Below are 12,065 nucleotides of genomic sequence, written 5' to 3' on the forward strand. Positions count from 1 at the left end.
GGCTGTGTGGGGCGGGCTGTGTGGGGCGGGCTGTGTGGGGCGGGCTGTGTGGGGCGGGCTGTGTGGGGCGGGGGAAGCCTCACGACCGGCGAAAAGGCCTGCCAAGCACCCTCCGGCCCATCCGCTCCCTCTCGCCGGGCGGGTCCGAGCCCCGGCAAGCCCGCCCGGTCCGGCTGTGCCCCGGCCAGGCGCACGGCCGAGGTCGGCGAACCGCGCAGGCAGGCGGCGCATCCCCCTACCCCGGAAAGCAGCCCCCGGCCTGGTCGGGACCCCCGTCACCGCCGCCGAACCGACCCTCCCTGGACTGGCCGGAACCCGGCGCGGCAGGATCAAGCCCCGGACGTGACGTGTGGAGGAGGAGATCGTGGCCCGGCGTGAGAAGGGCGGCTTCTGGGTGGGGCTCGCCGCCGTACTGTTCTACCCGCTCACCGCCATCGGGCGGCGGGTCTACGTCGGGGCCGGGAAGATCCCCCGGCAGGGGCCCGCGCTGCTCGTCATGAACCACATCTCGCACTTCGACCCGGTCGTCGATGCCGTCTTCGTGCACCGGCAGAAGCGCGTCCCGCGGTTCCTCTTCAAGGAGAGCCTGCTACGCGCGCCCGTCCTCGGCCCGATCGTCGGAGGGTCCGGGCAGATCCCCGTCTCGCGGGGCTCGGCCGCCGCCGGGGACAGTCTCAAGGCTGCTCACGAAGCTCTCGAACAGGGCAAGATCGTCGTCATCTACCCCGAAGGCACCATCACCAAGGACCCGGCCGGCTGGCCGAAGGAGTCCTTCACCGGCGCCGCGCGGCTCGCGCTGCAGAACGACGTCCCGATCATCCCCGTCGCCCGGTGGGGCACCAGCCAGATCTTCAACGGCTACACGAAGAAGTTCACGCCGTTCCCGCGCAAGACGATCACCCACTCCGTCGGCGACCCGATCGACCTGTCCGCCTACCGCGGTGGCAACACGCGCAGCGCCACCAAGCTGCGCGAAGTCACCAAGGTCATGATGGACGAGGTGACCCGGCTCCTCGCCGAAATCCGGCACGAGGAACCGCCGGTGGCGAAGCCGGGGGATCCCGCCTGATGCGCGCCGACGTGCAGCGGGTCACCGTGCTCGGGGCCGGGTCGTGGGGCACCGCCTTCGCCAAGGTGCTCGGGGACGCCGGCCGGGACGTCACGATGTGGGCGCGCCGGGAGCAGGTCGCCGCGGACATCCGGGAGCGGCACACCAACAGCGCCTACCTGCCCGGCGTGACCCTGCCCGGGAACATCACCGCGACCAGCGACCCGGCGGAAGCGGCGAAAAGCGCCGAAGCCGTCGTCCTGGCCGTGCCCAGCCAGAGCCTGCGGGCGAACCTGACGGCGTGGCGCGACCTGCTGCCGCGGGACGCGATCCTCGTCAGCCTCGCCAAGGGCGTCGAGCTCGGCACGCTCAAGCGGATGAGCGAGGTGATCGGCGAGATCGTCGGTGTCACCGCCGACGACGTCGTCGTCGTCACCGGGCCGAACCTGGCCAAGGAGATCGCCGCCGGGCAGCCGTCCGCCTCCGTGCTGGCCTGCGCCGACCACGAACGCGCCGTCGCGATCCAGCGCGCCTGCGCCAACTCCTACTTCCGCCCGTACACGAACACCGACGTCGTCGGCTGCGAGCTCGGCGGGGCCTGCAAGAACGTGATCGCGCTCAGCACCGGGATGGCCGCGGGCCTGGGCCTCGGCACCAACACGATGGCCACGCTCATCACCCGCGGCCTGGCCGAGATGGCCCGGCTCGGCGCGAAACTGGGTGCCGACCCGCTCACCTTCGCCGGGCTCGCCGGCGTCGGTGACCTGGTCGCGACCTGCTCGTCGCCGCTTTCGCGCAACCGCACCTTCGGCGAACGCCTCGGCCGCGGCGAGACGCTCGAACAGGCGCAGGCCGCGGCCGGCGGGCAGGTCGCCGAGGGCGTCATGTCGTGCTCGTCGATCCGCGCGCTGGCCCAGAGCCTCGGCGTCGACATGCCGATCACCGACGCCATGCACCGCGTCTGCCACGAGGGCGTCGACCCCCGCCAGGCCGGCGCGGAGCTGCTGGGGCGGTCCCAGAAGCACGAATGGTCCTGACCTCCCGTCAGGTGAGACGTCTTGACCGGCCACGAGGCGGCTGGGAGTCTGTTCGCATGTTCGCGTACGCCATGTCCGAGTCGTGGGGCCTGATGAGCCTCCGCTCGAGCGTGCGCGCGTGTCGCTGTTGTCGGTGAACCCCGCCCCGGCCCAGTTCGACACCCCTTTCTTCCCGTGAGGACCTTCATGTTCGCCGTTCCGGACAACACCCTGCTGCGACCCGAAAACCCCGCGCTGCGCCACCCGGTGCGCGTCGCCCTCGAGGTCGCCGCCGACCGCGACCGCTGGCGCCACCTGCTGCGCTACGACCCCGACGAGCGCTTCGCGACGCTGGTGTCGGAGGACGAGCAGCAGGAGGTGTGGCTGATGAGCTGGCTGCCCGGCCAGCGCACCGACCTGCACGACCACGCGTTCGCCAGCGGTGCGTTCACCGTGGTCAGCGGCCACCTGACCGAAGCCGTGGCGCGCCGGGCGCCGGACGGCCGCGCGGTCACCGAGCTGCACGCCCTGTCCGCGGGGCAGTCGCGGGTGTTCGGGCCCGGGTACGTGCACGAGGTCCGCAACGAGGGCCCGGACCCGGCGATCTCCCTCCACGTCTACCGCGACGCGGGCCGCGCGATGCGCCCGTACCACCTCGACCCCGTGGAAGGGCCGGTCCGGGACTGACCCTTCAGTCCAGGTCGCCGCGAGCCCGGAACTCCCGCTCGATCCGGGCACGGTCCGCGCCGGAGGCCAGCAGTGCGTGCAGCAGGATCCGCGACTTCCGCGCGTCCAGCCAGCCCGCCATCGTCGCGCCCATCGCGATCAGGCTCGACTCCGAGCCGTGGAAGCCGTACGTCGACCGCAGCGTCGGGCCGGCCCCGGTCCGCGAAGCGACGACCACCGGCAGCGACGGCACCAGCCGCGCGATGACGTCCGCCGTGCCGGAGGAAACGTGCCCGACGCCCGCCGCGGCGATCACCACACCGCGCACATCCGGCTGGGAAGCCACGTGCGCCAGCACCGCTCCCGAGTCGTCGAGACCGGCTTCCACCACCGGCACCAGGCCGCCGAAGCCGTCACCTTCGAGGGAAGGCGGCCGAGACGGCGACGGGTGGAAGTAGTGCAGGGCGTGCTCGACGACCATGCCCAGCGGCCCCGCCGGCGCCGACGAGAAGGCCTCGAGGTGGCTCGAATGCGTCTTCCGCACCCAGCGCGCCGCGTGGACGTCGTCGTTGAGCGTGACGAGCACGCCCCGGCCGCGGCTGCGCGGATCCGCCGCGACGGTGAGCGCGTTGCGCAGGTTCGCCGGCCCGTCCGGGCTGAACAGACCGGCGTTGCGCATCGCCCCGGTGATGACCAAAGGGACGTCCGACGGCCAGTACAGGTCCAGGAAGTACGCCGTTTCCTCGAGCGTGTCGGTGCCTTGGACGACGACGAACCCGTCGGCGTCCTGGCGCAGGCCCCATTCGCGGCACCGCAGCAGGGTCGCGAAGTCGAGCGACGCGCTGCCGATCCCGGCGAGGGTTTCCGCCAGGACGTCCATCGGCAGGTCGCCGAGCCCGCCGAGGAGCTCGGCCGCACCGAACCGCGGAACGGCGCCGCCATCGCCGTCGACCGGGGCCATCGAGATGGTGCCGCCCAGCGTGGCGACGGCGATCAGGGGACGTGCCATGCCGCCACCCTATTCAGCCGGTCTTGACCGCCTGGAGCGTGTAGCTCGCCGCCAGCCGCGACGGCGTGTCCTTCAACCGCCATTCGCCGGTGGCCTCGTCGTGGACCATCTGCCCGGGCAGCGCGTTCCACGGGACGCTGTCGTGCTCGGTGAAGCCGGTCACGGTCAGGCCGTGGTCCAGCAGGGCGGTGATGATCTCGCCCAGCGAGTGGTTCCACGAGTGGGTGACGCCGTGCTCGATCGGCCGGTCGACGGCGACGTAGGTGCCGGGATCGTCGAAGACCAGCGGCTCGGCGTGCTCGAAGTAGGAGTAGTGCGGGGACGCCGGATCGGTTTCGTCCAGCGTGCCCAGCATGGGGTGCCCTTCGCGGATGAAGAGCCGGCCGCCCGGCCGCAGCAGCCCGGCGACCACCGCCGCCCAGCGCGCCGCCGAAGGCAGCCAGCACAGCGCGCCGATCCCGGTGTAGACGAGGTCGAACCGCCCGGCGCCCAGCACGTCGACGGCGTCGTGCACGTCGGCCTCGTGGAAGTCGATCACCGCGCCGGCCGCCGCGGCGAGCCGGCGGGCCTCGGCCAGCGCCGCACCCGAAAAGTCCAGGCCCGTCACGGCCGCGCCCAGGCGGGACAGCGAAACCGTGTCCGTGCCGAGGTGGCACTGCAGGTGCACCGCGCGCAGCCCGGTCAGGTCGCCCAGGCGCGGGCGGTCGAACCGCACGACGTCGCTCAGGTGCGCCGGATCCGCCGCGAACCGAGAGAAGCCGTAGTCCGGCGAGGCCGCGTGCAGCACCGCGCGTTCGTCCCAGTTGGCCTTGTTGACCGCGAACGAGTTGACCGCGAACGAGTCCGTCACGACGTCGCCGCGCGCTCGGCCGCGCTCCTCAGCACGCAGAACTCGTTGCCCTCGGGGTCGGCGAGGACCGCCCAGCCGGTGCCGTCCGGGTTGCGGAGGTCGTTCACCAGGGTCGCGCCGAGGGCGAGGATCCGCGAGATCTCTTCGTCGCGCGGGATGTCCGGCTGCAGGCACAGGTGGAGCCGGTTCTTCACCGTCTTCGGCTCCGGGACCCGCAGGAACAGCAACGCCGTGTCGTCGTTCAGCTGGAAGCCGACCTCGTCGTGGCCCGGCTGGTCTTCTTCCGGGATCGGTTTCCCGGTGACTTCGCTCCAGAACCGGCACAGCTCGTACGGGTCGGCGCAGTCGACGGAAACGTTCAGGACGGACGACGGCATGGCGCTCCTCGAAGACGGGTGCGACCGAGTCTGGTGCAGCCGTCCGGGAAGGGCGAACCTTTTTAGGACGCCAGCGCCAGGCCCGCCGTCCGGTGCACGCGGCGGCTGTCGTCGACGATGAGGATCTCGCAGTCCGGGCGGTCGGCCGCCCAGCTGATGCCCTCGGCACCCATCGCGAACGCCGCCGTGGCCAGCGCGTCCGCCGTCACCAGGTCGCCGGCCACCACGGTGACGCTCATCAGGCCCGTCGCCGGGGTTCCGGAGCGGCCGTCGAGGATGTGGGAGCCGCGCTCGTAGGCCGCCGACGTCGCGATCGCGCCGTTGCGCGACTCCAGGACCGCGCACACGGCCAGGGGCTGCTCGGGGTGGCGCACCCCGACCCGCCACGGACGGCCCGGCTGCGGTTCGCCCGCGGTGACGACGTCGCCGCCGGCGTTGAGGCAGAACGTCGTCGCGCCCTCGGCCTTGAGCATGTCGGCCGCGCGCTGCACCGCCCAGCCCTTGACCACCGCGCACGGGTCGAGGCCGCGGCCGGGCAGCCGCGCGCGGAACGCGCCGCCGGAGAGCTGCTCGTAGTACGCGCAGAGCTCCAGCACCTCCAGGAGGTCGTCGCTGAGCTCGGCGGCCGTCAGCTCGCCGCGGTCGTACCGGCTGACCTCGCTGTCGTCCTTGAACGGGCTGAACCGGGCGTCGACGTCGCGGAACCACGCGAAGACGTCGTCGACGACCTCGGCGAAGTCGCCTTCGTCACGCAGGTCGAGCGAGATCGGCAGGCCCATCACCTGTTCGACGCGGTTCGTCATCGGGCGCCTCTCAGGTCGATCGCGGCCTGCAGGGACTTCTTGTACGACTCGCTCGTTTCGGTCGCGCCGGTGATCGTGTCGATGGCGGCGCTCTGCGCCTTGATCGCTTCCTCCTGCAGCTTCGGCAGGGCGGTGAGCGACCGGCCGCTGTCCGGGGCCTGCAGCAGGGTGATGGCGGTGAGCCGGGCGCCGGTGAACGTCACCTGCACCTGCACGGTGCCGTAGCGGCTCGACTCCGCGCTGCCGCGGGTGATCACCGGCTCGTCCTTGGTGCTCCGGGTGGACGGCGGCTTCGAGGTGGCCGGTGCCTCCGATGTGGACGGAGCCGGACCGGCCGAAGTGGACGGAACCGCCGACGTGGTGGTCGCCGGAGCGGCCGATGTGGACGGTGCGGTGACGATCGGCGGGGGCGCCTGCGCGATGGCGGCGGTGTTCTGGACCGGCCCCGGCTCGAACCGCCAGACCGAGATGAACCCGGCGATCGACAGCGCGACGACGAAAATGGTCTTCTTCACAGCACCTTCCCCCTAGGCCGCGAGGCTGAAACGTTCGGCGTGGACCTGGGCGTTGGGCACGCGCAGCTCGCGCAGGCTGCGCAGCACGGCGGAAGTCATCCCCGGCGGGCCGCAGACGAACACGTCCCGCTCGTGCACGTCCGGCACCATCATGTGCAGGTTCGCCGGCCCGAGCATCACGCCACGCGGCCCGACCGCCTGGTCCGGTCCGGTGAGGACACTGACGCTGGCGCCCCGGGCCTTGGCCAGCTCGTTCAGCTCCGGCAGCAGCACCGCGTCGGCCTGGTTGCGCACCCGGTACAGCACGACGACGTGGCCGTCGATGTCCTCCAGCAGCGCGCGGATCGGCGTGATCCCGACGCCGCCCGCCACGAGCAGCGCGTTGGGCCGCTGCTGGTGGATCGTCGTGAAGGCGCCGTACGGGCCTTCGGCGAACACCCGCGTCCCGACGCGCAGGGTGCGCAGCCCGGCACTGGAATCGCCGAGCGCCTTCGCCGTCAGCCGCAGGGAACGGCCGTCCGGCGCGGCCGACAGCGAGAAGGGATTGGCCTGCCACCAACGGTCCTTCGTCAGGAACCGCCACAGGAAGAACTGCCCCGCCTTGGCCGGCATCTTGTCCAGGTGCTTGCCGGACATGTACACCGAAACGACGTCCGGGGACTCGGAAACCACCGCCGTGACGCGCAGCTGGTGGCGCAGGTTCCGCCACAGCGGCAGCACGACGCGCCCGGCGAGCACCGCGGCACCGGCGCCGAGCCAGAGCGTCCACCAGTACGCCTTCGCCTGCTCCGAGCCGGCGAACGACTGGCCCAGCGCGATCTGGTGCGTGAACGCCAGCACGATCGCGGCGTAGGTGTAGAGGTGGATGAAGTGCCACGTCTCGTAGGCGAGCCGCTTGCGGGCGAACTTCGCCGAGGCGGCGCCGACGACGAGGATCACGGCGAAGGCGACCAGCGCCCGCAGGATCCCTTCGAGGGTGTTGGCCATCTCGACCAGCTCGTCGACGACGCCCTTGCTGGAGACCTCCGCGTAGCCCATGGTGATGAACACCAGGTGCGCCAGCAGGGTCCAGAGGATCGTGAAGCCGGTCCAGCGGTGCCAGGTGGTCAGCCGGTCCATCCCGAGCCGGCGGTCCAGCCAGGGCAGCCGGGCCACCAGCAGCAGCTGGAACGCCATCGCCAGCGCGCCGTAGAGGCCGGCGAGCCTGCCGATCGTGATCAGCACGTTCTGCGAAACCCCGGCCTGCACGAACAGGACGGTGACGGCGGCCACGTTGGCGCCGAGGAAGAGGAAGAGGCCGGATTTCGCGGCGATCCGGGGGCGGATCGCCGGGCGCGCGGCCTCGGCGGTCTGCGTCATGGTCCTCACACGGATCCCCCTTCGGTTCGGTTCACGAAGGCCAGCCTCGCCGCCCGTCCTGTGGCGAGTCTGGGTGCCGGCTGTCGGCTTCCTGTCGGCCGCCGCCTCGCCTCGCCCGCGTCGCCCGCCGCGGGAGAAGATGCAGGAGTGCAGACTCCCGACCCGGTGCGCCTGCTCGTCGTCGACGACGAGCCGCACATCGCCGACCTCGTCGCCACCGTCGCCCGGTACGAGGGGTGGCAGGCGGTCACGGCCGGCACCGGGCAGGCCGCGCTGAGCCGGGCCGCGGAGTTCGGGCCGGACATCGTCGTGCTCGACCTGATGCTGCCCGACCTCGACGGCTTCACCGTGCTCGACCGCCTGCGGGCGGGCGGCAACGCGGTGCCCGTGGTCTTCCTCACGGCCAAGGACGCGACGGCCGACCGGATCGCCGGGCTCACCCGCGGGGGTGACGACTACCTCGTGAAACCGTTTTCGGTCGAGGAGCTGATGGCGCGGCTGCGGGCGGTGCTGCGGCGCAGCGCCGGCCTCGCGCACCAGCCCGAGGCCCGCGGCGCCGTGCTGCGCGTCGGCGACCTGACGCTGGACGAGGACACCCGCGAGGTCCGCCGCGGCGAGCGGCTCGCCGAGCTGACGCCGACGGAGTACGAGCTGCTGCGCTACCTCATGCGCCGCTCGCCCGCGGTGCTGACCAAGGCGCAGATCCTCGACCACGTCTGGGAGTACGACTTCGGCGGCCGGTCCAATGTGGTCGAACTGGTCATTTCGCACCTGCGGCGCAAGGTCGACGCGGGCGGTGGCGAGCCGCTGATCCACACCGTGCGCGGCGTCGGGTACGTCGTGCGGCAGGCCCACCGGTGACGGGCGTCCTCCGCCGGTGGTACGGGGCCTGGCAGCGCACCCGGCTGGGCACCCGCATCACCCTCGGCCTCGGCGCGCTCGCGCTGGTGGTGTTCGCGGCCGTCGGCGTCACGACGGTCGGGATCATGCACGGCTACCTCGACCGGCGGCTCGACGAGCAGCTGTCCAAGAGCCAGAACACGCAGCTGCCCCAGCTGCGCGAGACGCACGGCTCACCGCAGTCGGTGTACTCGTGGTACTCGGCGCTGTACAAGGTCACCGGCGGCGTCGCCGTCCCCGAGCCGGGCGGCCAGCTGCCGGGCGATGCCCGGCAGCTGGCGAAGATCGCCGCCGAGGCGGTGGGCGGCGACGTCACCCGGACCATCTCCCTGCGTGACGACGGCCCGTACCGGGTGCGGGCGTGCCCCGTCGACACCGACTCGGTGCTGCTGTCCGCCGCGCCGCAGAAGGACCTCGACGGCACGGTCCAGCAGCTGATCTGGGTGGAGGTCGCCGCGTTCGCGCTCGCGCTGGGGGTGCTGGTGGTCGTGGGACGGCTGGTGCTGCGCCGCGGCCTGCGCCCGCTGGCCGACATGGCCGGCACCGCGCACGACATCGCCGCCCACGACCTCACCGCGAACCCGGCCCTCCCGGCGCGCGCGGCGGGCACCGGCGGCGGCGCCGAAGTCGAAGAGCTGCGGACGGCGTTCAACGTGATGCTGGCCCACATCGACACCTCGCTCGCCGCGAAGACCGAGGCGAACGAGCGGCTGCGCCGGTTCGTCGCGGACGCCTCGCACGAGCTGAGGACGCCGCTGACGTCGATCCGCGGCTACGCCGACCTCTTCCGCTACGCCGCGGCGAACGAGCCGGCGGAGCGGGAGGCGCACCTGGCGAAGATCCGCGAGGAGACCGCGCGGATGACCGTGCTCGTCGACGACCTCCTGCTGCTGGCCCGGCTCGACGCGCGGGCCGCCGAGACGCCGTTGCGGCCCGAGCGCGTCGACCTGGCCGAGCTGGCCGGGGACGCGGCGGACGCGTTCGCCGCGGGCCGGCCGGACCACCCGCTGACTTCGGCGCTTTCGGCGGCCTTCGTGGACGCCGACCCCGTGCGCCTGCGGCAGGTGCTGGACAACCTGCTGGCCAACGCGGCCGTGCACACCCCGCCCGGGACGTCGGTGCACGTTTCGGTGGCGGTTTCGGGGGCCGAAGCGGTCGTCGACGTCACCGATACCGGGCCCGGGATCGCGGTGGGGGATCAGGAGCGGATCTTCGACCGGTTCTTCCGCGTCGACGACTCCCGCACCCGCGGCAACGGCGGCACCGGGCTCGGGCTGTCGGTGGTCCAGTCCCTGGTCACCGCGCACGGCGGCACGGTCTCGGTGGCTTCGTCGCCGGGCCGGACAACCTTCACGGTCCGGTTTCCGAGTCTGCCGCGGCCGTCGTGAGTGGTAATTCGGGTTAGAACCCTAATTACCACTCACGACCGGTGACGTGCGCCGGTGTGGGCCAGCCGGGGGAGAGGTCCGCGGACGGCTCGGGCGTGCCGAAGACCGTCCGCACCGGCAGCACCCCGGCCCAGGCGGTGTCCGCTTCGACGTCCCGGGGCTCGTCGTCCGGGCCCTCGGCGCGCACCTTCACCGACGCCTCGGCGAGGTCCAGCGCGAGCACGGACACCGCGGCGAACTCCTTGGCGTCGACCTCGCGCGCGTGCTCCCACGAGCCCGGCGCGAGGTGGTCGGTGAGGACCTTCAGGCCGTGCATCTTCGCTTCGGCGTCGAGGACCGGCTTCGCCTGGCCGAGGATGACGGCGCTGCGGTAGTTCATCGAGTGGTTGTTCACCGAGCGCGAGTAGACGATCCCGTCGAGGAGCGTCACCGTCACGCAGACGTCGAGGCCGTGCGCCGCGGTGCGGAGGCTGGCGGCGCCGGTCGAACCGTGGAGGTAGAGCGTGTCGCCGTCGCGGCCGTAGCCGGTCGGGAGGACCAGCGGCACGCCGTCGCGGACGATCCCGAGGTGGCAGATCAGGCCTTCGTCCAGGACGGCGTGCAGCGCGGAGCGGTCGGTCACGGCGCGGTGCTTCTTGCGGCCGAGCGTGGTGCGGGGCGTGGTCGACAACATGCGACCAGCGTCTCCCGGCACAGTGGCCTCGGAAAACGGCCACTTCTCGTACACTTGGGAAGTCCACTCTCGTCGGGGAGGTCCCGTGTCCGATACCGCGCTCCCGGTCCGCCTCGACCGTTCGGCGGTGACGCCCCTGGCCGTGCAATTGGCGGACGCGCTGCGCGAAGCCGCGGCCAGCGGCCACCTGCGCGGCGGCGACCGGCTGCCCTCGACCCGGGCGCTGGCCGGCCGCCTCGGCGTCAGCCGCACGGTGACGTCGGCGGCGTACGAGCAGCTGCACGCCGAGGGCTGGATCGCGGGGCGGCACGGTTCCGGCACCTACGTGACGACTCCGCCTTCGGTTTCGGCTTCGGAGGTCCCGGCGCCCGCGGTCCCGGCGGTCGAGGTCTCGCCGTCCTCGCTGCTCGACCTCGGGCCGGGAACACCGTGGGCGGCGGGTTTGGACCGAGCGGCCTGGCGCCGCGCGTGGCGGGCGGCGGCGGATCCGGAGCCCCTGGTGCGCGCCCACCGCGCGGGGCTGCCGGAGTACCGCGCGGCGGTGTCGGAGCACCTCCTGCGCCACCGCGGGCTGGCGGCGGGATCGGTCCTGGCGACCGGCGGCACGACGGCGGCGGTGGTGGAGCTGGCCGCGGCGGTGCTGGAGCGCGGGGACGTCGTCGCCGTCGAAGAGCCGGGCTACCAGCGGGCGGTGCAGGCGTTCCTCCGGGCGGGGATGCGGGTCGTGGGCGTGCCGGTGGACGACGAGGGGTTGCGCCCGGATTCTCTCCCGGACGATGCGCGGGCGGTGTACTGCTCGCCGGCGCACCAGTACCCGATGGGCAGCCGGCTGAGCGCGGCCCGGCGGGTGTCGCTGGTAGAGCGGGCGCGTGCGTCCGGGATGTTGGTGATCGAGGACGACTACGACGGCGAGCTGCGGTTCGACGTGGCGCCGCTGCCGATGCTGGCTTCGCTGGCGCCGGACGTCGTGGTGCATTTGGGGACCACGTCGAAGATCCTGACGCCGACACTGGGGGCGGGCTGGATGGTGGCGCCGGAGGCGATCACTTCGGCGGTGCTGGCGTACCGGGACCTGACCGGGACGCGGCCTTCGCCGGCGGGGCAGCGGGTGTTGTACGAATTCGCGCGAAACGGGGATCTGGGCCGTCACCTGCGCAAGCTCCGCCGCGAGATGGCGGAGCGGCGGACGTTGCTGGCGGGGGCTTTGTCGGCCGCGGAGGTGCCGGTGCGGGGGGATGATGCGGGGGCGCACCTGGTGGTGCAGTTTTCGTCGGCTTCGGTGGAGGCGTCGGTGATCGCCGCGGCCGAGCGGCGGGGGATCCGGCTGGATGGGCTGGCGCGGCATTTCGCCGGTGAGCCGTCGGCGCACGGGGTGGCGATCGGGTACGCGGGGTGTTCGCGGGAGGCTTTGGTGGCGGCTTTGCCGGTGCTGGTGGGGCTGTTGCGGTGAGGTTGTCCACA

The 12,065-nt window shown here is 72.6% G+C and carries 13 protein-coding genes; 6 read left to right on the forward strand and 7 right to left on the reverse strand.

What is annotated here, in order from left to right:
• The first annotated feature begins 364 nt into the window (after positions 1 to 364).
• The 3 genes from C2L58_RS30345 (at position 365) to C2L58_RS30355 (ending at position 2,751) form a co-directional block, all read left to right on the forward strand.
• On the forward strand, positions 365 to 1,069 hold the full coding sequence (locus tag C2L58_RS30345; RefSeq protein WP_233226025.1) for a lysophospholipid acyltransferase family protein: 705 nt from the start codon (positions 365 to 367) through the stop codon (positions 1,067 to 1,069).
• On the forward strand, positions 1,069 to 2,085 hold the full coding sequence (locus C2L58_RS30350; protein WP_103341102.1) for an NAD(P)H-dependent glycerol-3-phosphate dehydrogenase: 1,017 nt from the start codon (positions 1,069 to 1,071) through the stop codon (positions 2,083 to 2,085). Before C2L58_RS30345 ends, C2L58_RS30350 begins: the two co-directional genes overlap by 1 nt.
• A gap of 186 nt (positions 2,086 to 2,271) precedes the next feature.
• Positions 2,272 to 2,751 (forward strand): cysteine dioxygenase, encoded by a 480-nt coding sequence (locus C2L58_RS30355; RefSeq protein WP_103341103.1) that lies wholly within the window; start codon positions 2,272 to 2,274, stop codon positions 2,749 to 2,751.
• Positions 2,752 to 2,755: 4 nt separating this feature from the next.
• Here C2L58_RS30355 and C2L58_RS30360 read toward each other — a convergent pair whose 3' ends face one another.
• The 6 genes from C2L58_RS30360 to C2L58_RS30385 form a co-directional block, all read right to left on the reverse strand.
• Complete coding sequence (locus C2L58_RS30360; protein ID WP_103341104.1) at positions 2,756 to 3,739, reverse strand: asparaginase; 984 nt, start codon at positions 3,737 to 3,739, stop codon at positions 2,756 to 2,758.
• Positions 3,740 to 3,752: 13 nt separating this feature from the next.
• Positions 3,753 to 4,589: a class I SAM-dependent methyltransferase gene (locus tag C2L58_RS30365; protein ID WP_103341105.1), complete on the reverse strand. Its 837-nt coding sequence runs from the start codon at positions 4,587 to 4,589 to the stop codon at positions 3,753 to 3,755.
• A complete protein-coding gene (locus C2L58_RS30370; protein WP_103341106.1) occupies positions 4,586 to 4,966 on the reverse strand; it encodes a VOC family protein in 381 nt (126 codons plus the stop codon). Before C2L58_RS30370 ends, C2L58_RS30365 begins: the two co-directional genes overlap by 4 nt.
• Positions 4,967 to 5,028: 62 nt before the next feature.
• Positions 5,029 to 5,769: an FAD:protein FMN transferase gene (locus tag C2L58_RS30375; protein ID WP_103341107.1), complete on the reverse strand. Its 741-nt coding sequence runs from the start codon at positions 5,767 to 5,769 to the stop codon at positions 5,029 to 5,031.
• Positions 5,766 to 6,284 (reverse strand): FMN-binding protein, encoded by a 519-nt coding sequence (locus C2L58_RS30380; protein ID WP_103341108.1) that lies wholly within the window; start codon positions 6,282 to 6,284, stop codon positions 5,766 to 5,768. The genes C2L58_RS30375 and C2L58_RS30380 overlap by 4 nt, the downstream gene beginning before the upstream one ends.
• Positions 6,285 to 6,296: 12 nt before the next feature.
• On the reverse strand, positions 6,297 to 7,643 hold the full coding sequence (locus C2L58_RS30385) for a ferredoxin reductase family protein (protein WP_103341109.1): 1,347 nt from the start codon (positions 7,641 to 7,643) through the stop codon (positions 6,297 to 6,299).
• 147 nt (positions 7,644 to 7,790) lie between these two features.
• Here C2L58_RS30385 and C2L58_RS30390 point away from each other — a divergent pair, with 147 nt between their 5' ends.
• Positions 7,791 to 8,504: a response regulator transcription factor gene (locus C2L58_RS30390; RefSeq protein WP_103341110.1), complete on the forward strand. Its 714-nt coding sequence runs from the start codon at positions 7,791 to 7,793 to the stop codon at positions 8,502 to 8,504.
• Positions 8,501 to 9,931 (forward strand): sensor histidine kinase, encoded by a 1,431-nt coding sequence (locus tag C2L58_RS30395; protein ID WP_103341111.1) that lies wholly within the window; start codon positions 8,501 to 8,503, stop codon positions 9,929 to 9,931. Before C2L58_RS30390 ends, C2L58_RS30395 begins: the two co-directional genes overlap by 4 nt.
• A 25-nt stretch (positions 9,932 to 9,956) precedes the next feature.
• On the opposite strand, the gene C2L58_RS30400 is transcribed toward C2L58_RS30395, so the two are convergent.
• Positions 9,957 to 10,604 carry a pyridoxamine 5'-phosphate oxidase family protein gene (locus tag C2L58_RS30400; RefSeq protein WP_103341112.1) on the reverse strand — a complete coding sequence of 216 codons (648 nt, stop codon included), beginning with the start codon at positions 10,602 to 10,604 and terminating at the stop codon, positions 9,957 to 9,959.
• Positions 10,605 to 10,689: 85 nt separating this feature from the next.
• On the opposite strand from C2L58_RS30400, the gene pdxR reads away from it, so the two are divergent.
• Positions 10,690 to 12,054 carry a MocR-like pyridoxine biosynthesis transcription factor PdxR gene (pdxR, locus tag C2L58_RS30405; protein WP_103341113.1) on the forward strand — a complete coding sequence of 455 codons (1,365 nt, stop codon included), beginning with the start codon at positions 10,690 to 10,692 and terminating at the stop codon, positions 12,052 to 12,054.
• Positions 12,055 to 12,065 lie beyond the last annotated feature (11 nt).

Origin of the sequence: Amycolatopsis sp. CA-126428 (assembly GCF_002904335.1) — a bacterium.
Taxonomy (GTDB): Bacteria; Actinomycetota; Actinomycetes; order Mycobacteriales; family Pseudonocardiaceae; genus Amycolatopsis.

Excerpts from the sequence above, each read along its gene's own strand:
- C2L58_RS30350 (WP_103341102.1), top strand. The coding sequence starts at position 1,069 with ATGCGCGCCGACGTGCAGCGGGTCACCGTGCTCGGGGCCGGGTCGTGG.
- C2L58_RS30355 (WP_103341103.1), top strand. The coding sequence starts at position 2,272 with ATGTTCGCCGTTCCGGACAACACCCTGCTGCGACCCGAAAACCCCGCG.
- C2L58_RS30360 (WP_103341104.1), bottom strand. The coding sequence starts at position 3,739 with ATGGCACGTCCCCTGATCGCCGTCGCCACGCTGGGCGGCACCATCTCG.
- C2L58_RS30370 (WP_103341106.1), bottom strand. The coding sequence starts at position 4,966 with ATGCCGTCGTCCGTCCTGAACGTTTCCGTCGACTGCGCCGACCCGTAC.
- C2L58_RS30375 (WP_103341107.1), bottom strand. The coding sequence starts at position 5,769 with ATGACGAACCGCGTCGAACAGGTGATGGGCCTGCCGATCTCGCTCGAC.
- C2L58_RS30385 (WP_103341109.1), bottom strand. The coding sequence starts at position 7,643 with ATGACGCAGACCGCCGAGGCCGCGCGCCCGGCGATCCGCCCCCGGATC.
- C2L58_RS30400 (WP_103341112.1), bottom strand. The coding sequence starts at position 10,604 with ATGTTGTCGACCACGCCCCGCACCACGCTCGGCCGCAAGAAGCACCGC.